The 20,421-nt window shown below is 60.6% G+C and carries 20 protein-coding genes and 1 tRNA gene; 16 read left to right on the forward strand and 5 right to left on the reverse strand.

Translation table 11 applies throughout. From position 1 onward, the window contains the following. Positions 1-30: 30 nt before the first annotated feature. The 10 genes from obgE (at position 31) to BUA94_RS01415 (ending at position 10,019) form a co-directional block, all read left to right on the forward strand. Positions 31-1,077, forward strand: coding sequence for a GTPase ObgE (gene obgE, locus BUA94_RS01370; protein WP_073007834.1), 1,047 nt, complete (start codon positions 31-33; stop codon positions 1,075-1,077). Next, on the forward strand, positions 1,077-2,216 hold the full coding sequence (gene proB, locus BUA94_RS01375; RefSeq protein ID WP_073007836.1) for a glutamate 5-kinase: 1,140 nt from the start codon (positions 1,077-1,079) through the stop codon (positions 2,214-2,216). The genes obgE and proB overlap by 1 nt, the downstream gene beginning before the upstream one ends. Positions 2,217-2,282: 66 nt before the next feature. Continuing rightward, positions 2,283-3,563, forward strand: a complete 1,281-nt coding sequence (locus tag BUA94_RS01380) for a glutamate-5-semialdehyde dehydrogenase (RefSeq protein ID WP_073007837.1) — start codon at positions 2,283-2,285, stop codon at positions 3,561-3,563. Further along, positions 3,560-4,195 carry a nicotinate-nucleotide adenylyltransferase gene (locus BUA94_RS01385; protein ID WP_073007839.1) on the forward strand — a complete coding sequence of 212 codons (636 nt, stop codon included), beginning with the start codon at positions 3,560-3,562 and terminating at the stop codon, positions 4,193-4,195. Before BUA94_RS01380 ends, BUA94_RS01385 begins: the two co-directional genes overlap by 4 nt. 140 nt (positions 4,196-4,335) lie before the next feature. After that, a complete protein-coding gene (rsfS, locus tag BUA94_RS01390) occupies positions 4,336-4,770 on the forward strand; it encodes a ribosome silencing factor (RefSeq protein ID WP_208979937.1) in 435 nt (144 codons plus the stop codon). Positions 4,771-4,852: 82 nt separating this feature from the next. Further along, on the forward strand, positions 4,853-5,335 hold the full coding sequence (gene rlmH / locus BUA94_RS01395; RefSeq protein WP_073007841.1) for a 23S rRNA (pseudouridine(1915)-N(3))-methyltransferase RlmH: 483 nt from the start codon (positions 4,853-4,855) through the stop codon (positions 5,333-5,335). A gap of 172 nt (positions 5,336-5,507) precedes the next feature. Then, on the forward strand, positions 5,508-6,938 hold the full coding sequence (locus tag BUA94_RS01400; protein ID WP_208979938.1) for a murein hydrolase activator EnvC family protein: 1,431 nt from the start codon (positions 5,508-5,510) through the stop codon (positions 6,936-6,938). After that, positions 6,935-8,272, forward strand: coding sequence for a S41 family peptidase (locus BUA94_RS01405; protein WP_073007843.1), 1,338 nt, complete (start codon positions 6,935-6,937; stop codon positions 8,270-8,272). The genes BUA94_RS01400 and BUA94_RS01405 overlap by 4 nt, the downstream gene beginning before the upstream one ends. 73 nt (positions 8,273-8,345) lie before the next feature. Then, the gene (locus BUA94_RS01410) at positions 8,346-9,482 is read left to right on the forward strand and encodes a divergent polysaccharide deacetylase family protein (protein WP_073007845.1); all 1,137 of its coding nucleotides are present in this window, start codon (positions 8,346-8,348) and stop codon (positions 9,480-9,482) included. 6 nt (positions 9,483-9,488) lie between these two features. Continuing rightward, a complete protein-coding gene (locus BUA94_RS01415) occupies positions 9,489-10,019 on the forward strand; it encodes an RNA pyrophosphohydrolase (protein ID WP_073007847.1) in 531 nt (176 codons plus the stop codon). Between the two features lie 75 nt (positions 10,020-10,094). On the opposite strand, the gene BUA94_RS01420 is transcribed toward BUA94_RS01415, so the two are convergent. The 3 genes from BUA94_RS01420 to BUA94_RS01430 all read right to left on the reverse strand — a co-directional run bounded on the left by BUA94_RS01420 (position 10,095) and on the right by BUA94_RS01430 (position 14,427). Next, the gene (locus tag BUA94_RS01420) at positions 10,095-12,452 is read right to left on the reverse strand and encodes a hypothetical protein (RefSeq protein ID WP_139250979.1); all 2,358 of its coding nucleotides are present in this window, start codon (positions 12,450-12,452) and stop codon (positions 10,095-10,097) included. A 116-nt stretch (positions 12,453-12,568) separates the two neighbouring features. After that, positions 12,569-13,684 (reverse strand): tRNA epoxyqueuosine(34) reductase QueG, encoded by a 1,116-nt coding sequence (gene queG, locus BUA94_RS01425; RefSeq protein ID WP_235860437.1) that lies wholly within the window; start codon positions 13,682-13,684, stop codon positions 12,569-12,571. A gap of 50 nt (positions 13,685-13,734) precedes the next feature. Further along, positions 13,735-14,427, reverse strand: coding sequence for a glutathione S-transferase family protein (locus BUA94_RS01430; protein WP_073007854.1), 693 nt, complete (start codon positions 14,425-14,427; stop codon positions 13,735-13,737). Between the two features lie 207 nt (positions 14,428-14,634). Between BUA94_RS01430 and BUA94_RS01435 the strand changes: the two genes are divergently transcribed. Then, a complete protein-coding gene (locus tag BUA94_RS01435; RefSeq protein ID WP_073007857.1) occupies positions 14,635-15,441 on the forward strand; it encodes an undecaprenyl-diphosphate phosphatase in 807 nt (268 codons plus the stop codon). Between the two features lie 8 nt (positions 15,442-15,449). On the opposite strand, the gene BUA94_RS01440 is transcribed toward BUA94_RS01435, so the two are convergent. Next, positions 15,450-16,526, reverse strand: coding sequence for a helix-turn-helix transcriptional regulator (locus BUA94_RS01440; RefSeq protein ID WP_208979939.1), 1,077 nt, complete (start codon positions 16,524-16,526; stop codon positions 15,450-15,452). Positions 16,527-16,696: 170 nt separating this feature from the next. On the opposite strand from BUA94_RS01440, the gene BUA94_RS23230 reads away from it, so the two are divergent. After that, positions 16,697-16,927, forward strand: a complete 231-nt coding sequence (locus tag BUA94_RS23230) for a DUF1127 domain-containing protein (RefSeq protein ID WP_073007860.1) — start codon at positions 16,697-16,699, stop codon at positions 16,925-16,927. A 70-nt stretch (positions 16,928-16,997) separates the two neighbouring features. Here BUA94_RS23230 and BUA94_RS01450 read toward each other — a convergent pair whose 3' ends face one another. Beyond that, positions 16,998-17,972: a complex I NDUFA9 subunit family protein gene (locus BUA94_RS01450; RefSeq protein WP_073007862.1), complete on the reverse strand. Its 975-nt coding sequence runs from the start codon at positions 17,970-17,972 to the stop codon at positions 16,998-17,000. A 187-nt stretch (positions 17,973-18,159) separates the two neighbouring features. Here BUA94_RS01450 and BUA94_RS01455 point away from each other — a divergent pair. The 4 genes from BUA94_RS01455 (at position 18,160) to lptA (ending at position 20,418) form a co-directional block, all read left to right on the forward strand. Then, positions 18,160-18,246: transfer RNA gene (locus tag BUA94_RS01455), tRNA-Leu, on the forward strand. Between the two features lie 301 nt (positions 18,247-18,547). Next, a complete protein-coding gene (locus BUA94_RS01460) occupies positions 18,548-19,168 on the forward strand; it encodes a ribonuclease D (protein ID WP_073007865.1) in 621 nt (206 codons plus the stop codon). A 54-nt stretch (positions 19,169-19,222) separates the two neighbouring features. Next, on the forward strand, positions 19,223-19,858 hold the full coding sequence (gene lptC, locus BUA94_RS01465; protein WP_073010658.1) for an LPS export ABC transporter periplasmic protein LptC: 636 nt from the start codon (positions 19,223-19,225) through the stop codon (positions 19,856-19,858). Positions 19,859-19,881: 23 nt separating this feature from the next. Continuing rightward, entirely contained in the window at positions 19,882-20,418 is a 537-nt protein-coding gene (lptA, locus tag BUA94_RS01470; protein WP_073007868.1) for a lipopolysaccharide transport periplasmic protein LptA, read from the forward strand. The last annotated feature ends 3 nt before the right edge of the window (positions 20,419-20,421 follow it).

The raw sequence follows: 20,421 nt of genomic DNA on the forward strand, positions 1-20,421 counted from the left end.
GGCCTGACCGCTGGATGAAAGAGAAGAACAATGAAATTCCTTGATCAGGCCAAGATCTATGTGCGCTCCGGCAATGGCGGCGCAGGCAGCGTGTCCTTCCGGCGCGAGAAATTCATCGAATACGGCGGACCGGACGGCGGTGATGGTGGCCGGGGCGGCGACGTCTGGGTCGAATGCGTCGACGGGCTGAACACCCTGATCGACTATCGCTACCAGCAGCATTTCAAGGCGAGCACCGGCATCCATGGCATGGGCAAGAACCGTGCGGGTGCAAACGGGGAAGATGTGACCCTTAGGGTGCCGATCGGAACCCAGATCCTGGAAGAAGACAACGAGACGCTGATCGCGGATCTGACCGAAGTCGGCCAGAAGGTCCTGCTGCTCAAGGGCGGCAACGGCGGATTCGGCAATGCTCATTTCAAATCTTCGGTCAATCAGGCTCCGCGCCGCGCCAATCCGGGCCTTGAAGGCCAGGAAAAGTGGATCTGGCTGCGCCTGAAGCTGATCGCAGATGCAGGTCTCGTGGGCCTGCCCAACGCCGGCAAGTCGACGTTCCTGGCGGCCGTCTCCGCAGCCAAGCCGAAGATCGCCGATTATCCCTTCACCACCCTGCATCCGAACCTCGGCATCGTGCAGATCGATACGCGCAGCTTTGCGATTGCCGATATTCCGGGCCTGATCGAGGGCGCTCATGAAGGCACCGGCCTCGGTGACCGTTTCCTCGGTCACGTGGAGCGTACCCGTGTGCTGCTTCACCTGGTGGATGGCTCTGGCGTGGAAGACCCGGGCGAAGCCTATGAAGTTGTGCGCGGCGAGCTGGAAGCCTATGGCAATGGTCTGTCCGAAAAGCCGGAAATCGTGGCCCTGTCCAAGTGTGATGCGCTGACCGACGAGATGATCGCCGAGCGCTCCGCGTCGCTGGAGGTGGCCTGCGGCCAGAAGCCCCTTATTCTCTCCTCCGCTAGTGGTCTCAATGTGGACCGGGCGCTGCGGATGATCCTGAGAGCAATTGATAAAGACAAGCAGGACGAGGCCAATCAGGTGCCGTCCAAGCCCGAGGAGGGGTGGCATCCCTGATGGCATCGCGTCATCGTCTGTCCGGTCACAACCGGATTGTGGTCAAGATCGGTTCTGCCTTGCTGGTGGAGCGCGGTCAGCTCAAGCGTGACTGGCTGAACGCCGTGATCGCGGATCTTGTTGCGCTTGCCGAAGGGGGAGCGGAGGTGATGGTCGTCTCCTCCGGGTCGATCGCGCTTGGGCGCGGCATCCTCGGATTGCCCAGTGGCCCGCTGAAGCTTGAGGAAAGCCAGGCGGCGGCCTCTGCCGGTCAGATCGAGCTCGCCAAGGCCTATGCCGAGGCTCTTGGTGGATATGGCCGCAAGGCAGGCCAGATCCTGCTGACCCTGGGCGATACGGAACAGCGCCGCCGCTATCTCAATGCGCGCGAGACGATCAATACCTTGCTGAAACTCGGTGCCGTGCCGATCATCAACGAGAATGACACGGTCGCGACATCCGAAATCCGCTATGGCGACAATGACCGTCTGGCAGCCCGCGTTGCCACGATGGTCAGCGCTGATTGCCTGGTGCTTCTGTCGGATATCGACGGCATGTATACGGCGCCGCCCCAGACCAACCCGGATGCAGTGTTCCTGCCCGAGGTTCTAAAGATCACGCCGGAAATCGAGGCGATGGCCGGCAGTGCCGGGTCTGAGCTATCCCGCGGCGGCATGAAGACCAAGGTCGACGCGGCCAAGATCGCGACGGCGGCGGGCACCTCGATGGTGATCACCTCCGGCAAGACGATGCATCCGCTGAAGGCGCTGGATGAGGGCGCACGCTGCACCTGGTTCCCGGCGCTTGCAACGCCTGCCAGCGCCCGAAAGGCCTGGATCGGTGGTCATCTGGTGCCGCGCGGCGAGATCCGTCTGGATACGGGCGCGCTCAATGCGCTTCTGTCCGGAAAGAGCCTGCTTCCGGCAGGGGTGACCGATGTCAGCGGTGATTTTACCCGTGGTGACGCGGTGCAGCTCATTGGTCCGGATGGCCGTGCCGTTGGACGTGGGCTTGTTGCCTATGATCATGACGAGGCGCGGATGATCGCCGGCCGCAACAGCCGGGAGATCGAGGCAATCGTCGGCTATCCCGGCCGCGCGGAAATGGTTCACCGGGACGATATGGTTCTGGACGACGGGATCCTGCCGGCGCGGGGGTGATGCTCGCGTCTGTGCCGTGAGACGGACAATGGAACGGCGGGCTTCCCGCCACAAAGGGTGGAAGAGATGTTGGACAAGGTTGAGACGAGCGATATCAAGACTGTGATGGCAGAGATCGGGCGCCGTGCCCGCGCTGCAGGACGGCAGCTTGCGATCGCCCCAACCGAAGCCAAGGACAAGGCTCTTGCCGAGATGGCAAAGGCCGTCCGCGCTGCGACCCCGGAGATCCTGAAGGGCAACGAACTGGATGTCGCTGCCATGAAGGCCAATGGCCAGACCGCGTCCTTCCTGGACCGCGGCACCCTGACTGCCGAGCGGATCGAAGCCATTGCCGGTGCTCTGGAAGAAATCGTCAAGCTCCCCGATCCGGTTGGCGGCGTCATTGCGGCCTGGGACCGCCCCAACGGTCTGAAGATCGAGCGGGTGCGTACCCCGCTGGGCGTCATTGGCGTGATCTATGAAAGCCGTCCGAATGTGACTGCAGATGCCGGTGCTCTCTGCCTCAAGGCAGGCAATGCAGTAGTTCTGCGCGGCGGGTCGGACACGCTTCATTCCAACAAGGCCATTCATGCGGCTCTTCAGAAGGGGCTGAAGGCTGCGGGTCTTCCGGAAGACGCCATCCAGATGGTGCCTGTTGCCGACCGTGCTGCGGTTGGTGAGATGCTGAAGGGGCTCGACGGCAATCTGGATGTGATCGTGCCGCGCGGAGGCAAGAGCCTTGTGGCGCGTGTTCAGGATGAGGCGCGTGTGCCAGTCTTCGCGCATCTGGAAGGCCTGGTGCACATTTTCCTCGACAAGGCGGCGGACCCTGAAAAGGCGCTGGCCGTGATCCTCAATTCCAAGATGCGCCGCACCGGCATCTGTGGTGCGCTCGAAACGCTTCTGGTTCATGAGGAAGTTGCCGAGGCCCAGCTTCCGGCCATCGTGACGGCTCTTCGGGAGGCCGGCTGCGAAGTGCGCGGAGATGCCCGTGTGCAGGAGATTTGCGCCGCTGCAGTTCCGGCCTCCGAAGAGGACTGGTCGACCGAATATCTGGACAAGATCCTGGCCGTGAAGGTGGTTCCTTCGCTGGACGCTGCCATCGAGCATATCGCTGCCTATGGGTCAAACCACACCGACTGCATTCTGACGGAAGATGCTGCGGCCGCAGAAAGCTTCTTCCAGAAGGTGGATTCAGCCATCGTTCTGCACAATGCCTCCACCCAATTTGCCGATGGCGGCGAATTCGGAATGGGGGCGGAGATCGGCATTGCGACCGGGCGCATGCATGCGCGCGGGCCAGTCGGTGTCGAGCAGCTGACCAGCTTCAAATACCGCGTGCACGGGGAAGGGCAGACCCGGGCATGACAGAAGACAAGGCGTTCAGCACTGTCTTGCCGGACTGGCTGAAGCTGCCCCATGCGGAACGGGGAAACCGGATCGGGTTGTTTGGCGGATCGTTCAATCCGCCACATTCCGGGCACCAGCTTGTGGCAGAAACCGCCATGAAACGGCTGGATCTGGATCAGGTCTGGTGGCTGGTGTCTCCGGGTAATCCCTTGAAGGATCATTCGGAGCTGGAACCGCAGGAACAGCGGATCCGCAATGTCGAGCGTCTGTCGGATCATCCGGGCATGCGGGTGACCGGCCATGAGGCGGTTCTGGGAACGTCATACACGGCGGAAACCCTGGCCTGCATCCTGGCACGCAGACCCGGTGTCCGGTTCGTCTGGATCATGGGGGCTGACAATCTTGCCTCGTTCCACCGCTGGCAGAACTGGCGGTCGATTGCTTCCGCGGTTCCGATTGCGGTGGTGGACAGGCCGGGCGCGTCTCTGTCCGTGATGTCGGCACCCTTCGCTCGGGTCTTTGCGCGGCATCGAATCGATGAAACGGATGCGGTGACATTGCCGGGATTGAAACCTCCGGCCTGGGTCTTCCTGAGAACCAGACTGGATGCAGCGTCATCGACAAACCTGCGAAAACTACGCAGGAAGTAACGGAAATTGAGGGCCCGCGAACAGGCTGTGTCTTGAAACGGACAGGTTCGCGGGCGTATTCTCAGCTCTGGTTGCACTGGTAGGCAGCCGGGGTAAGGGTCAAACTGCTTCCGATCAGGATCCGTCCGGCGGAGCAAGCAATGCGAAAGGCAAATCTTCTGACCATGACCTTTGAAAGCGAGGGGGCCGAAAAGTCCGCTCACATCCAGGTTCCCGCAAGTGAAATTCTTCCGGAGAAGCTGCTCGAAACGATCCTGACCAGCCTGGACGATTCCAAGGCCGAAGAGATCGTCACCCTCGACATTGGCAAGAAGTCGTCCCTGGCCGATCACATGGTGATCGTGTCCGGCCGCTCCCATCGTCATGTGGGCGCGATCGCGGATCACGTGCTGCGCGACCTGAAGGACGCCGGTGCAGGCAATGCCAACATCGAAGGCGAGACCACTTGTGACTGGGTGCTCATCGATGCCGGTGACGTGATCGTTCATGTCTTCCGTCCTGAAGTCCGCGCCTTCTACAATCTCGAGAAGATGTGGGCACCTGAGCCCGAGGACGCTCCCCAGCTGATCAGCTGAGGGACTGGATGCGGTGATGCGGGCCGGTTTATCCGGCCCGGCAGACCTTTGGAGTTCCGGGCCATTGCCCGGAAGAGAATTCATGCGGTTCACGATTGCCTGTGTCGGGCGGATGAAATCAGGCGCCGACAAGGAATTGTTCGACCGCTATCTTGATCGTGCCCGCAAGACCGGGCGCGGACTTGGTGTGACGGCTGTCGCCCTGCAGGAGCTGACGGAAAGCCGGGCCCAGCGGGCAGCCGACCGCAAGGCTGAGGAAGCCGCGGCGCTGGATGCCACCATTCCCCAGAATGCCCGTGTCGTCGTTCTGGATGAGCACGGAAAATCCATGTCCAGCACCGACTTCAGCGCAAAGCTGGAGGCTTGGAAAGATGATGGCGTGCCGGATGTCGTCTTTGCCATTGGCGGGGCCGATGGCCACGGGGATGCCCTCCTGGCGCGGGCCGATCTCAAGATCGCTTTTGGGGCGATGACCTGGCCGCACCAGATCGTTCGCATCCTTCTGGCCGAGCAGATCTACCGGGCCCTGACCATTCAATCCGGTCATCCCTACCACCGCGAGTAGGCCGCCTGTGCGGGCCGTGTCCAGGCCGGATTGCAAAAGTCGGTTTTCGTTGGATACCTGCCCGTTTATCGCCTCAATCCCCACCTAATCTCCGCTGCAGTTCTACAAGCGTGGTACCTTTGGATCTTGGTAAACACTTCCTTAAAGGGTGTCCCGGTATCGAAACCAGATGGTGGCTCGCAAGATTGGAAATGAAAAAGCACGTGCCTGGGTGCCCTTGATCAGGGCTCCCGGAAAGTCGCGCCTGAACGGCCTGCTGCTTTCACTTGTGTGCATTTCCATGACGGCTGGGGTGCTCTGGGTCTCGTCTGGGGCGATGGCGACGGAAAGCGAGCCTGACCAGGCGGATCAGACCAAGGTCGAAGCTGCGGTGGATCCGGCGGTCCAGGATGCGCTGACCCGGAAGAAACAGCGGGAGGAAGAGCTTTCCGCTCTGTCCCGTGACATTGACGTGTCGTCGGACCGGCAAAAGGAAATTGAACGGGAGATCGCCGTGATCGACCGGGACCGGGAAAGTCTGAACAACCGGATCCTGCGGACGGCGGACACGATCAAGGGGTTGGAAACGAAGCTGACCGACACGGAGCGGCGGCTTCTCAAGCTGGGCGAGAACGAGGACTCTGTCCGTGCCTCGCTGAACAGCCGCCGAGGGATTCTGGCGGAGGTTCTGGCAGCGCTGCAGCGTATTGGCCGCAGACCGCCACCGGCGCTTGCCGTGCAGCCAAGTGATGCACTGGCGGCGGTGAGAAGTGCGATCCTGTTGAATGCGGTGATGCCGGAAATCCGGGTGGAAACGGAGGCCCTGGCTGCGGATCTGACGGAATTGAACCGTCTGAAGTCCGTGATCGCGGAAGAAAAGAAGCGGCTTGGTGGCGACGCCATGCGGCTGGCGGAAGAAAAGTCCCGCATCGAACTGCTGCTGAGCGCCAAGCGGCAGGAGCGGGACCGGACAGCGGGTGAGCTGGACAAGGAGAAGCGCCGTGCCGAGGAACTTGCCGGCAAGGCAGGCACTCTGAAGGACCTGATCGCCCAGCTGGAGACGGAAATCAAAAGTGCCCGGGAGGCTGCAGAAAAATCCCGGGAGGCTGAGCGCAATGCGGGCCGTACCGGCCGCGGGGGAGATCCCTTCTCCGATCCGGGCCGTCTTGCCCCTGCGATCGCCTTTGCAGACGCCAAGGGACGCTTGCCACGGCCGGTGTCAGGCGACATGGTTCAGGACTTCGGTCAGATCGACGATTTCGGAAGTCTGACGGAAGGGCAGTCGATTGCAACGCGGGCGGGTTCGAGAGTTACTTCGCCGGCTGATGGGTGGGTGGTCTATTCGGGACCGTTCCGTTCCTTCGGCCAACTCTTGATCCTGAACACGGGCGGCGGTTACCATGTGCTTCTGGCTGGCATGGACCGAATCGACGCCGAACTGGGTCAATTCGTGCTGGCCGGTGAGCCGGTTGGCATAATGGGCGCAACCCGGTGGGCGAGCGCCTCCACGATTGGTCTGGGTTCTACCCAGCCGATCCTGTATGTTGAATTTCGAAAAGACGGAAGTGCGGTAGACCCCACACCATGGTGGGCGCGCATCGAAGAAGAAAAGGCTCGCGGATGATTCGGAAAGCTTCACTGCTGCTCGTCGGCGCTCTGATGGGGGCCACTGCGGTCACCACCTTGTCACAGGTACCCTTCCACATCAGCGCAGCGGCCAATGCAGCAGCCTCTGACACCTACCGGCAGCTTAACCTGTTCGGAGATGTGTTCGAACGTGTCCGGTCCGACTATGTCGAAACTCCGGATGATGCCCAGCTGGTGGAAAATGCCATCAACGGCATGCTTTCGTCCCTCGACCCGCATTCCTCCTACATGTCTCCGAAGAGCTTCCGGGACATGCAGGTTCAGACCCGCGGCGAGTTCGGCGGTCTCGGCATCGAAGTCACCATGGAAGAAGGTCTGGTCAAGGTCGTGACCCCGATCGATGACACGCCTGCTGCGAAGGCTGGCGTTCTCGGCGGCGATTTCATCACCCAGATTGACGGCGAGCAGGTTCAGGGTCTGACCCTCAACGAAGCCGTCGAAAAGATGCGTGGCCCGGTCAACACCGATATCAAGATCACGGTGCGCCGCGAAGGCGTGGCCGAGCCGATCGATATCACGATCACCCGTGACATCATCAAGATCCGCTCCGTGCGCTGGCGCGAAGAGGGCGATGTCGGCTACATCCGCATCACCCAGTTCAACGAGCAGACCTTCGACGGACTCAGCCAGGCGATCAGCGAAATGTCCAAGGACATCGGCAATGACAAGCTGAAGGGCTACATTCTCGATCTGCGCAACAACCCGGGCGGTCTGCTCGATCAGGCGATTGCCGTTTCGGATGCCTTCCTGGATCGTGGCGAGATTGTTTCGACCCGTGGCCGTAACGCGGACGAGACCCAGCGCTACAACGCCCGTGCAGGGGATCTGACCGACGGCAAGCCGGTGATCATCCTCGTCAACGGCGGTTCCGCTTCGGCTTCCGAAATCGTTTCCGGCGCTCTGCAGGATCACCGCCGTGCCACCATTCTCGGCACCCGGTCCTTCGGCAAGGGCTCCGTCCAGACGATCATTCCGCTCGGTGCGAACGGCGCGATCCGCCTGACGACGGCGCGTTATTACACCCCGTCGGGCACGTCCATTCAGGCCAAGGGCATTGTTCCGGACATCGAGGCCTTGCAGGTGCTTCCCGATGAGCTGAAGGGCCGTGCAGAGACCACCGGCGAAGCCGGTCTGCGTGGTCACCTTCAGGCAGAAGGCGAAGACAAGGAAGCCTCCGGCAGCCAGGCCTATGTGCCGGCCGATGCCAAGGACGATGTCCAGCTCAAGCTGGCACTCGACCTTCTGCGCGGTGTTCAGGTCAACAATGCCTTCCCGCCGTCCGGCGACGACAAGGCTGTGATGAAGAACTGATTGAAATGCCGCCGGCTGGGATCCTCCCTGCCGGCGGCTTTTGTTTTCCAGACAGGACGCCGCAAGGGACGCCATGGCGAGCGATGATCTCACGGCCCCATTAGGTTTGGGCAAGCGCCGGCTTCTCCGGCTTCCCTTTGGCCTGATCGGTACCGGTATCCTGTGTGTTGTCGCGACGACGGCACTGATCTGGATCGGGGTCGTGGACGATCCTCTGGGCGGCGAACCTGTCGCTCTTGTTCCCCTTGAAAATTCCGTTGAGGGCCTTGCGACGCGCGACATCGAAGTCGTGGAGATCCGGCCGGGGGATGACGCGGATCTTGGGCCAAACCTTCGGACCAATACCGAAAAAGCGACCCTAGGCCCCCGCTACGAGCTTCAGAAGGATGCAGAAGGCAACGCGCCGACAGCGTCGCAGCTGACCAATCCTGATCCGAGGGTGAGCGAGCGCTCGGACTATGGCTTCCTGCCGAAGATCAGTTCGGAAGGCGTCCGGCCGCTTGACGTCTATGCCCGGCCATTCTCAACCGAATTCGCTTCCATTCCGAAGATTGCGATCGTTGTAAGCGGGCTGGGCCTCAGCGAGGCCGGAACGCAGAATGCCCTGGATGCGTTGCCGGAAGAGGTGACATTCGCCTTTGCCCCTTATGGCTCCGGGCTGGACCGCTGGATGCAGAAGGCCCGTACCAAGGGGCATGAACTGCTTCTGCAGCTGCCGCTTGAGCCGTTTGATTTTCCCGACAATGACCCAGGCCCGCAAACCCTGCTGGTCAATCTGAAGCCGGCGGAAATGCTGGATCGCCTGGCCTGGATCATGACGCGGATGACCAATTATGTTGGTCTGTTCCCCCAGATGGGCGCACGCTACACCTCGACAGAACCTGCCATGAAGTCGCTGATGGAGGCCCTCAGGGGCCGTGGGCTGATGTTCGTGGACAACGGGACCTCTTCCCGCAGCATTGCGGAAAGAGTGGCGAAGGACGTGAAGGAACCCTTCAGCGGCGTGGATGTGGTTCTGGATGCCTCGCCCCGTGAAGACGAGATCAAGGCAAAGCTGCTGCAGCTTGAAAGCATCGCCCGGGCCAAGGGTGTTGCGGTCGCTGCCGGTTCTGCCTTGCCGGTTACGGTGCGCGAACTGGAAATCTGGTCAAAAGACCTTGAACAGCGCGGGTTGCTGCTCGTTCCGGTCAGTTCGACAATCGACAGGTAGGAAATCGTGACAAGAAATGGGGTGCTGCCGGGATTTCCGGCGGAGGTCGATGGCAAGCCCTACCGGCCTTGCGTGGGGATCATGGTGATCAACGGCCAGGGCAAGGTCTGGGTCGGCAAGCGGGATGACGGCAACGGGTCTGCGGATTACGAATTCGCCTGGCAGATGCCCCAGGGCGGTATCGATCCTCAGGAAGACCCGAAACTGGCTGCCTTGCGTGAATTGTACGAGGAAACCTCCATGAAGAGCGTTTCCGTGATCGGAGAGACCGAGGGCTGGCTGACCTATGACTATCCGGCTGAGATCCTGGCGGATACCCGAAAGGGCAAATACCGGGGCCAGGCTCAGAAGTGGTATGCGGTCCGGTTCGAAGGCGCGGAGAGCGAGATCAACATTCTGACGCCGCCGGACGGGCACAGCCCGGAATTCGGTGAATGGCGCTGGGAAGAGGCATCGGTCCTGCCGGGGCTGATCGTGCCGTTCAAACGGCCGGTCTACGAGCAGGTCGTGTCGGCCTTCGCACATCTGACTGCCTGATCTGATCAGGTCTGAAGAATGTTCGCCTATAAGGCGGAGAACCCCGCGCAGCTCTTGGCCGCGCGGGGTTTTTTGTCAGTTCGTCGCCTTGATGGAAACGTTCAGCAGGTCGGGCAGGACCTGCGGGGTGACCATGCTGCCCATGATCTGAGCCACTGGAACCGGATTTTCCGGGGTCAGGGCGATGTGCAGGCGGCCAGGGTTGGTCAGGAAGTTTGCGGCAGCTTCGTTGACCATTTCGGTGAAGGCCTCGTTCTGCAGCTGACCTGCCATCAGTCCTGCCTGTGCAAGAAGCCCTTGGATCAAGGCAGCTTCCTCGATCCCCTGCTGGGTTGCCGTATAGCTGATGCCGGCATTGGTCAGGCCCTTGTCGTCAAAGGTGAACTCGGCACCCTTGAAGTTGGCCATGGCGAGGGCGAGCGGGCCCTGGCCTTCCGGATCTGCCAGAGCAGCCTTCGGAACGTTGCCGAGGCTGATGGAGCCTTCCAGGTGCCCAAGACCGGTGACATCGATCATCAGCGGAGACAGGGTCAGATCCTGGGTGGCTTCGTCCCAATAGAGCTTGATGTCATTGGAGACATTGAGCTTCTCAAGACCAGCTGCTTTCAGGAAGGCCGCTGCCTGTTCATTGTCCAGCACGGCCACGGGAACGGAGACGTTTTCGTTCTTCAGGACGAAGTTGGTGGGCACGGGCGGCACGACGGTTGCCATGTCGTAACCGGCTTTGTCTGCCGACACTTCGGTGCCGTCCTGAAGCACGACCTTCAGGTCCTGCAGGCCATAGGACATGGACAGGGGCATGACCGCACGGGCGATGCCAAGCGTGTCGGGCGCGTTCCCTGTTCCTTCAACAAAGACGGAAATCAGATCGGCAATCGGTCCAAAGGGGGCGAACTCGAGGTCTGCCAGGCGGAACTCACCCAGCGAGAGGTTGCCACCGCCCGGCATTGACGGAACGGAGACATCAGACAGAACGACCTCGCCGAACCTGTCGGAGCTGATGTCCTTCACATTGATGCTGCCGACTTCACCGGAAAGAACCGCATCCGACCCGTCCGGGATCGGCAAGGTGAACTTGATGTCCTTGGCCGAGTTGTCTTCCACCGCAAACGAACGGTACAGCTGCAGCGGCAGCATGAGCATTTCCGAAGTGGAGGGCTCATTCCCGGTCATCAGGCGGTCGAGGAAACCGAGGGGGTCCATGTCGCGCTTGATCAGGGAAATGCCATTGACCTCAGTCTCGGAGAGTTCGAGCTCAAGGCTCTTGCCGGGCTCCAGCTCCTGGCTCCGCTTGTAGTCTTCGATCCGGTGGTGCCCGAGCAAGGGCAGCCGCTCGCCCGTTTCCGGAACAGCCGGATCGAACAGGGCGATCATGTTGGCTGTAAACACATCTTTATAGACGGTTTTGCCCTGGCTGATGGTCTGCTTCAGCGGCTCGCCGGACTTGGGGGTCATCTCGGTGGTCGCGACGATGCTGTCGAAGCCATAGGAGCCGAAGTTGCCCTCCTTGACGCCGGAGGCCCGGAAGCCTTTGATCACGGACTTGCCGGTCATGGAGGAAATCTCGTTTCCAGCCGTTTCTTCGCCCAGATCCAGACCGTCAGGAGTGCTCAGCTTGAAGCTGATCGTGGCTTCCGGAGAGAGGAGTGTGTCATAAGAGCTTGCCAGCAGAGACTTGATGAAGGGCAGCCAGCGGGAAGCCTGATGATATTCATCTTCGGCGGGCAGATCTGGCAGAACGACCGAATAATTCTCGGCGGTCACGCCGGCCATGGTGCCGTCCATGGAAAGGCTGGCCGCTCCGTCGAAATCAATCGACCCGTCAAAGCTGGTGTCGTCAGAATAGGTCACGGTGCTGAAACTGTACCGGCCATCTTCCTTCGCGACGCCCTTCAGGGTGAGCTGCTTGCTGGACCAGCCTGCCTTGTAAGTAACGGTCACGGGCTCGGGTGCGTCCTGCGAAGCATCCTCCAGGGCGTCCGTTTCCTGGGAAGCGTCTGCACCGGTATCGGCATCCGCATCCGTATCCGCTTTTGCCTCGGGGGTGGCAGCCGTCTGGTCTTCGGTTGGCGCCTCATCGGCTGCCATCTCGGTCACGTCGTCTTCGACCTCTGCCTCCGCCTTGTTGGTCTGTGGCGGGGTGAAGGTGAAGCTGCCGGAAAACTCCATGCGCATGTTCGGCACGGTCAGCTCGTCGCTGCCGGCATCATACTTGACCGGATCGCTGGTCACTTCGATGCCCAGCTTCTTCAGGTCCTCAATATAGCTGCGATAGGTGTCTTCCGCTGCGCTCTGGGCAAGAGCCAGGTCTGGCCGCATCAGGCAGGTCGAGGCCAGAACGGCGAGGGTCAATCTAGAGCGTTTCCGCCGTGCTGCAGGGGCAGCCTTGCCGGAAATGCAGGGGTGAACAGTTGAATGAACAGAAAATGCCAAGAGATCTCTCCAGGGTGGAAATACCAGGATGAGCAACCAAAAAGGGCGCTGGACATCATGTGTCCAGATCATGTGGCAGCGATGTGGCAAGACCGGCCGTGAAGGCGCTTAAGCTCTTAATAAATTGACGATTTATCTTCGCCGCAGCCGAGCGCCCATTCCTCGCGGACCATGTCGTGCGGCTCGCTGATCTCGTGTTGCTTTGCCAGCTCACTCCACTGTGCAAGCGGCGCAATCCGCGACAAGGCCCAGACGGCCGCCCCCCGTACCACCGGATCCGAGTCATCGAGATGCGTGCGCACGTCGTCGAACAGGCCGCTTTCGCCGGAGTTTCCGGCTGCGATCAACACGTTGCGCAAAAACCGGTTCCGGCCGATCCGCTTGATCGGAGACCCGGAAAACAGGGACCGGAAAGCAGCATCATCCAGTGCAAGGAGATCTGACAGGTGAGGGGAGATCAGATCCGACCTGGCCATGAGTTTGGCTTCGCTCGCAGTCTGGGCGAATTTGTTCCAGGGGCACGCGGCCAGGCAATCATCGCAGCCATAGATGCGGTTGCCCATTTGTGACCGGAACTCGCGGGGGATAGGGCCTGCATGCTCGATGGTCAGATAGGAAATGCAGCGCCGGGCATCGAGCTGATAGGGCGCCGGGAACGCCTCTGTCGGGCAACTGTCCAGACAGGACCGGCATGTGCCGCAATGGTCCCGCTCCGCACCGCTCGGGGGCAGATCGAGTGAGGTGAAGATCGATCCCAGGAAGAACCAGGAGCCGAGCTGCCGGGAGACCAGATTGGTGTGCTTGCCCTGCCATCCAAGCCCGGCGGATGCGGCCAGTGGTTTCTCCATCACCGGAGCTGTATCGACGAAGACCTTTACGTCTCCACCAGCCCGGGACACGAGAAAACTTGCCAGCTCCTTGAGCTTGCCCTTGATGATGTCGTGATAGTCCCGGTTGCGGGCATAGACGGAGATGCCTGCACGGTCCGGTGTCTCCAGATGGGCCAGCGGATCACAATCCGGCCCGTAATTCATGGCGAGCATGATGACCGAACGGACCTCCGGCCACAGGACGCGAGGATCGCCGCGCCGCTCCTGGGTTTCCTCCATCCAGCCCATGGAGCCGTGATATCCGGATTCCACGAACTGTTTCAGGCGCTCAGGGGCTTGGGGAATGCTGTCGGCTGCTGCGATCTTGAGATCGTCAAAGCCAAGCTGCGCGGCCTTTTCCACAAAGGCCTGCAGCAGCTTTTCCGTTTTCTTGTCCTGTTTGGCTGTGCCGCTCAGAAGTCCAGATCCGCATAGGTCGTGGCGGCGGGAAGACCGAGAACCTTCTCGCCCAGCAGAGGACGCATGCTCGGGCGAGATTTCACCCGTGCGTACCAATGCTTCACGTTCTCCTCTTCCGCCCATGGCACTTCGCCCAAATAGTCAGCGCAGGAGAGTTCCGCGGCCAGAGCGAAATCGGCAAAGGTCAGCCGGTCGCCGCCAAGCCACCTGCGGGATGCGACAAGATAGCCGAAATATTTCATGTGGTGGTGGATGTTTGCACGGGCGACACGAAGAGCGCCTGAATCCGGCTCTCCTCCACCAATGGAGCGCGGCATGGTCTGCTTGTAGATCCGCTCGCGCACCAGATGGCCGATGACTTCCATATCAAACTTGCCAAGTGCCCAGTCGACCAGACGGCGCGTTTCCGCACGGGCATCCGGATGATCCGGCATCAGACGGCGGTCCGCCATGGCATAGCCACGGGTTTCGTCCAGGTACTCGAGGATCGTCTGCGCACCACAGATCGGAGGCCCGTCGTTTTCCACCAGAACGGGGACGGTGCCGGCCGGGTTGAGAAGCAGCAGTTCATGCGGCCGTTCCCAGGGATTGACCAGCTTGTCATCAAAGTTGGCACCGTATTCACTCAAGATGAGGCGTACGAACCTGGAAGACGGCGAGAATGGATGATGATAGAGCGTAAGCATGAAGGGCTTGTTTGGGCCTGACGGGTACGAGGTGCGGGACGGAATTTAGGCAGTACCGCGGCTGCCGATAGCTGGAAATTATGTCTGAACGGTGGTTATCAAGCGCTTGACGCGCTGCACTATGCTGCGCCCCGGCTGAACATATCCACCGTTTGCACAGCTTTTCCCAGACAGCCGCCTCTATCAGAAGACATGAGGGTCTACCAATTGGAAGAACAGACGATCGTAAATGCGCTGATCCTGGGCATTGTGGAAGGCTTGACCGAGTTTATCCCCGTTTCCTCGACCGGCCACATTCTGCTTCTCGGCCATTTCCTGGGCTTTGAAAGCAAGGGCAAGACCTTCGAGGTTCTGATCCAGCTCGGCGCCATTCTGGCCATCCTCTCGGTCTATTTCGCAAGGCTCTGGAACCTGCTGATTACCCTGCCGTCCGATCCGAAAAGCCGCCGCTTCGTCTTCGGCATTCTGGTTGCATTTCTGCCTGCGGCCGTGATCGGGGTTCTGGCCCATGGCTTCATCAAGGAAGTCCTGTTTGAATCTCCGCAGCTCATTTGTTCGACGCTGCTGATCGGCGGGATCATCCTGTTGTGGATCGACCGGCTGCCTTTGAAGCCGCGCTACACGAACGTGATGGACTATCCCTTGAGCCTTTGCCTCAAGATCGGCTTTTGCCAGTGCCTGGCCATGGTTCCCGGGGTTTCCCGCTCCGGATCCACGATCGCAGGCGCATTGCTGATGGGCACGGACAAGCGTTCGGCTGCCGAGTTTTCCTTCTTCCTGGCCATGCCGACCATGGCGGGCGCTTTTGCCTATGACCTCTACAAGAACAAGGACGTGCTGTCCGCGGACGATGCGATGCTCATCGGCATCGGTTTTGTGGCCTCGTTCATTGCGGGTGTGTTCGTGGTCAAGGGGCTGCTGAACTTCGTGTCCCGTCACGGCTTTGCACCCTTTGCTTATTGGCGCATCGCAGTTGGTATCGCCGGATTTGCCGCGCTTTACCTGATGGGCTGAGACACACTTCAGGAAGCCTGGGGCAGCCCGCCATGGGCTTGTGCCAGGCTTCTCAATTCCTCTGCAAGCTCCTGCCGCATGTGTTCCGGCTCAAGAAGCTCGGCGCCTGGTCCCAGCCAGCGGACAAGGGCAAGAATGCGGGAGCTGGCGGTGTCGGGAATGGAAATCATCATTCCCCCTACCGGATCTGCTGTGAAGACCGCGTGGCGGTAGTACCAGTCCGCCGACAGTTTCGCGGCCTGTGCCTCTGTGATTCGGATCCGGGCAATCGGGCTTTCTGCTTCCCAGCGCCGCATCGCCTGCTTTAGCCAGGCGCCGCCGAGCAGGGTTTCGATCGCAAAGTTTTTGTCTGGACGGAAGCGGAAACCACTGACCTCCATCTGACGAACCCTGTCTGCCCGGTAGACCTTGATCTGGCTGGTGTCGACACAGAAGCCTGCCAGATACCAGAGGTCCCGGTCATAGAGGATGCCCCTCGGCTCGACATCATGGGGCCTGGGCTCCCCCCTCGCAGGATTGTTGTGAAGAAAGCGCACGCGTTTGCTTTCCAGAAGCCCTTGCATGAAGCCGTCGATCGCCTCCTGCCAAAGAGGTGTCGGCTCCGCCTTGGTGTTGGAATGAAAGATGTCGGCTGGCACCGGTTCGATGCCGATGATCCGCTCGGCTTCACTCAGAAGCGCATGCACCGCCTTGGGCAAGGTCGCGACTAGCTTGCGCTGAGCTGACTCCAGGTCGGCGGCGAGGGGAATGGTCCGGATGCTGCGCACCAGCGCCAGGGCCGTCAGCAGGGCGGCCGTTTCGTTGCGGGTCAGCGCAACGGGCGCTTGAAGATAATCTTTCGCCAGCCTGTAGCCGCCTTCCGCTCCCCGTTCGGCATCAACGGGCACGCCAAGGGCCATTAGCCGGTCGATGTCCCGGTAGATTGTCCGATGCGAAACGTTGAAACGCTCGGACAAGGTGTTCGCGGTCACCAATTTTCCACCGGTCAGGAGCAGCAGAATGCCTAGGGCGCGTTCTATCGGGTTCATGCGGGGCCGGGCTCCGGTGTTCAGAAGATCCAGGATCGGCCAGCTTTCGGACCTCAAGCCGGGTTCCGGCTCCGCGTTTGCTGACACACAGAATGCTTATCCTAACTGATTTGCATTTTGTGGAACATAACGCGATCAAACCTGACTCACTGCTGTCAGGTTTGGTTTGCGAAACTGCTTTCAGGCCGGGAGAGACCCCGGGTTCAGATAAGCAGCAGGAGCGGAAAATGACCCTGATTCATGAACGCAGCACCAACACCATCAACGGCTTTTCCCGGCTGACCTTTCAGGCAGCAGGATGGGTCTTCAGAAGCGTTTCCCTGTATCTGCGCAGGCGCGCGACCATGCGCTCACTCGGGCGTCTTGGCGACCGGGATCTGCAGGACATCGGCGTGCGGCGCACATCGGTGGGATACGAATTGATTGATGGCGGGCGGCGCAATCCCAGAAGGCAGTGACCGGCTTTCACAACAGCAAAAAAGAAGGCGGCCAGTGGCCGCCTTTTTCTATCCCTTGATCTCACAATCCTCAGGCGAGGCGATGCGCGTCGTACTGGCCGTGTTCGCGGAAACGGTCCAGATAGGTCGGCAGGATGGCGGCCAGCGTTGCCGGCTTGATGCCCATGCCTTCCAGCGTGCGTCCTTCTGCCTTGGCAGCCTCGGAGACGACGTTGTCATTCTTCAGCAGGGCCACCTGATCACTGGTGAGCGGAGCGCCCGGGATGATCTGGAGGATCTTCGCCAGAACGCCAGCCACTTCGAACGGCAGCGGCGCGAGGATGCGCTTGCGGCGGGTGACTTCCAGAACCAGATCCAGGCAATCCCGGAAGCTGGCAGTCTGGGCGCCGCCCAGTTCGTAGGTTGCGCCTGCAGTCAGTTCGCCGTCCACAGCCTTGGCGACAGCTTCTGCCACGTCGCAGACATAGACCGGCTGGAACAGGGTGTTGCCACCACCGATCAGCGGCAGAACCGGGCTGATTCGAGCCATGCTGGCGAAGCGGTTGAAGAAATCATCTTCCGGGCCGAACACGATGGAGGGGCGGATGATGATGCTGTCTGGCAGCGTTTCGAGAACGGCTGCTTCGCCCTTGGCCTTGGACCGGGCATAAGAAGAGGCCGAATCTGCGTTCGCGCCGATGGCGGAGATATGGACAACCGATTTCACGCCGGCAGCGCGGGCAGCTTCTGCCACGGCGCGGGCCCCGAAGGCCTGAACCGCGTCAAAGCTGTTCTTGCCGGAAGGGGCGAGAATGCCGACGGCGTTGATCACCGCATCGGAACCGGCAACGGCCCGGTCAACCGACCAGCGGTGACGAAGGTTCGCCTGAACCGGCATGATCTGACCCGGTGCGCCGAGCGGTTGAAGATGAGTTGCCAGATCCGGGCGGCGCACGGCCACGCGAATCCGGTAGCCACGGCGGGCCAGAGCCTGAACCACGTGACGGCCTACGAAACCTGAGCCGCCGAAGACCGTTACGAGCTTTCCATTGAGAGCTGTGGACATGCCGGGTGCCCCCTTGTCGCGTCCTGTAGATAACTTGCGAGGCTGCAAAGCCGCGCGTTCCTTCAGTCTCTTAGCCCTTTGAAGGGGTCCTGTGAAGAGCTGTGCACAGGCCACCTGTGAAAGATTGAAAATTGTTTTGCCGGACTGATTGACAAGTCCCTGAGCCATCCTTAAAAGCGCCTTCACAGCCCAGGTGGCGGAATTGGTAGACGCACTAGCTTCAGGTGCTAGCGCTGGAAACGGCGTGGAGGTTCGAGTCCTCTCCTGGGCACCAAATTACTTCTTCGGACTTACTACCAAGGTCCGATAAAACGAAAAAAGCTCCGGTTCACCGGGGCTTTTTTCGTTTTTGGCTTTGGATTTTTTGCCGTTCGGCACGGGTCGCTGGCTGATTGAAACGATCCGACGTTGCGGCTGATGTGCCCGGAACCTTGCCAATCCGCTTGCCAGCCTTTACCTGACATGTGGATTATTGCCGGAGGGCCGGGCAGATTGCCGCGGGTCTTTGGAAAACTGTTTGCCCATTCGGGTATCGCTGCTGGCCGGAAGGCCGTTTCGAGGAGCCTTTCGACGCCATGACGATCCGCTATCACAAGAACGACCTGCCTGATCTCTCCGCCTACACGAATGCGGAAGCTGTCGCGGTCGATTCGGAAACGCTTGGCCTCAACCCGATTCGCGACCGTCTCTGCGTTGTGCAGCTGTCGCCCGGCGATGGCACGGCAGACGTCGTGCAGATCGAGCGTGGCCAGAAGTCTGCGCCGAACCTTGAAAGGCTCTTCACCGATCTCTCCAAGCCGAAGATCTTCCACTTTGCCCGTTTCGATGTGGCGGTGCTGAAGGCCTATCTCGGTATCGAGGTGAAGCCGGTCTGGTGCACGAAGATCGCCTCCAAGCTCGTGCGCACCTATACGGACCGGCACGGCCTGAAGGAACTGACCCGCGAACTACTGGGAGTTGAGCTCTCCAAGCAGCAGCAGAGCTCGGATTGGGCAGCAGAAACCCTGAGCGAAGCCCAGCTTGCCTATGCAGCTTCTGATGTTCTTTATCTGCACAAGCTGAAAGAGCGTCTGGAATATATGCTGGCGCGCGAAGAGCGCACCCACTTGGCCGAGGCCTGCTTCGAATTCCTGCCCACCCGTGCGGATCTTGATCTGATGGGCTGGGAAGAAACCGATATCTTCGCCCATTCGTAAGATCACAGAGATGAACGGCAGGCAGCGCGCAGCATGAAGGCGGATGTGGCAGACATGGACAAGGTTCCGGCGGGCAAGCCCGGCGCAGAACGCCCCGTCCAGCGCGCCGCCCGCAGGCACAGCCGTTGGGTGCGTGTCTTGCGCGTGCTGTTTCCGCTGCTCGGCCTCCTGATCTTTGCCGGCATGGCCGGCATGATCATTCTGTTCAATTTCCTGAACAGCCTGGGGATCGGCAACATCAGCTTCAGCGCGGATGGGCTGGTCATGGACCGGCCCGAGTTGTCCGGCCACGATGGCGAGCGGTCCTACAAGGTGTCGGCCGTCCGGGCGATCCAGCGTCTGAGTGATCCGAGGATCATCGATCTGGAGACGATCGAGGCCAATATCGTGCTCAATCCGGAGCAGGATGCGAAAATCACCGCCAGCCGGGGCACATACGACAACGGCGCGGAAACACTTTTGCTCTATGACGGCTTGCAGGTGACGTGGAGCGAAGGCTACACGATCGATCTGGCCGACGTGACGGTGGATCTGCGCTCTGGCGCGATGAAGACCTCCCAGCCCGTCGAGATCAAATCGGAAAAGGGCGATATCCAGGCTGGTCAGTTGACCTATGACCAGAAGCAGGGGATCGTCCGGTTCACGGATGGTATCAAGATGACCCTCTTCCCCGGCGCCCGGGGCATGTAGGCGGCAGACAGGGAACTGAGTAGATGAGTGGATTTCTCAAGAGCGCGGTGGCCGGGACCTTCTGCCTGCTCGCTCTGGCTGCCACCAGCCAGGCACAGACATTCTCCAACGCCTTCGCCGGGTTTGGCTCCAACGACAAGGAGCCGATCCAGATCGAGGCGAGCGAATTGCAGGTTGAGGACAAGTCCAACAGCGCGACCTTTACCGGCGGCGTCGTGGTGTCCCAGGGCGAGACCCACATGAAGACCGATCATCTGCGGGTCTTCTATGACGGATCGGCTGCAGGGGACGTGCAGCAGAAGATCTCCCGTCTGGAGGCTTCGGGCAGCGTCTATATTTCTTCCAAGGATCAGACCGCGACCGGTGACCAGGCCAGCTTCGACATGACCAAGGAAATCATGGTGATGACTGGCAAGGAAGTGGTTCTGAGCCAGGGCCCGAACGTGGTTGTCGGCAACAAGCTGACGGTCAACCTGAAGACCGGCAAGGCTGATCTCCAGGCGCCGAGCTCCGGCCGCGTCAAGGTTCTCATCCAGCCGAACAGCCTCAACAAGAAATAGGCT

Origin of the sequence: Roseibium suaedae, from assembly GCF_900142725.1 — a bacterium.
GTDB lineage: Bacteria > Pseudomonadota > Alphaproteobacteria > Rhizobiales > Stappiaceae > Roseibium > Roseibium suaedae.

What these genes read in the sequence shown, in the direction of transcription:
- obgE (WP_073007834.1), top strand. Translation starts at nt 31, where the DNA reads ATGAAATTCCTTGATCAGGCCAAGATCTATGTGCGCTCCGGCAATGGC.
- proB (WP_073007836.1), top strand. Translation starts at nt 1,077, where the DNA reads ATGGCATCGCGTCATCGTCTGTCCGGTCACAACCGGATTGTGGTCAAG.
- BUA94_RS01380 (WP_073007837.1), top strand. Translation starts at nt 2,283, where the DNA reads ATGTTGGACAAGGTTGAGACGAGCGATATCAAGACTGTGATGGCAGAG.
- BUA94_RS01385 (WP_073007839.1), top strand. Translation starts at nt 3,560, where the DNA reads ATGACAGAAGACAAGGCGTTCAGCACTGTCTTGCCGGACTGGCTGAAG.
- rsfS (WP_208979937.1), top strand. Translation starts at nt 4,336, where the DNA reads ATGCGAAAGGCAAATCTTCTGACCATGACCTTTGAAAGCGAGGGGGCC.
- rlmH (WP_073007841.1), top strand. Translation starts at nt 4,853, where the DNA reads ATGCGGTTCACGATTGCCTGTGTCGGGCGGATGAAATCAGGCGCCGAC.
- BUA94_RS01405 (WP_073007843.1), top strand. Translation starts at nt 6,935, where the DNA reads ATGATTCGGAAAGCTTCACTGCTGCTCGTCGGCGCTCTGATGGGGGCC.
- BUA94_RS01410 (WP_073007845.1), top strand. Translation starts at nt 8,346, where the DNA reads ATGGCGAGCGATGATCTCACGGCCCCATTAGGTTTGGGCAAGCGCCGG.
- BUA94_RS01430 (WP_073007854.1), bottom strand. Translation starts at nt 14,427, where the DNA reads ATGCTTACGCTCTATCATCATCCATTCTCGCCGTCTTCCAGGTTCGTA.
- BUA94_RS23230 (WP_073007860.1), top strand. Translation starts at nt 16,697, where the DNA reads ATGACCCTGATTCATGAACGCAGCACCAACACCATCAACGGCTTTTCC.
- BUA94_RS01450 (WP_073007862.1), bottom strand. Translation starts at nt 17,972, where the DNA reads ATGTCCACAGCTCTCAATGGAAAGCTCGTAACGGTCTTCGGCGGCTCA.
- BUA94_RS01460 (WP_073007865.1), top strand. Translation starts at nt 18,548, where the DNA reads ATGACGATCCGCTATCACAAGAACGACCTGCCTGATCTCTCCGCCTAC.
- lptC (WP_073010658.1), top strand. Translation starts at nt 19,223, where the DNA reads ATGGACAAGGTTCCGGCGGGCAAGCCCGGCGCAGAACGCCCCGTCCAG.
- lptA (WP_073007868.1), top strand. Translation starts at nt 19,882, where the DNA reads ATGAGTGGATTTCTCAAGAGCGCGGTGGCCGGGACCTTCTGCCTGCTC.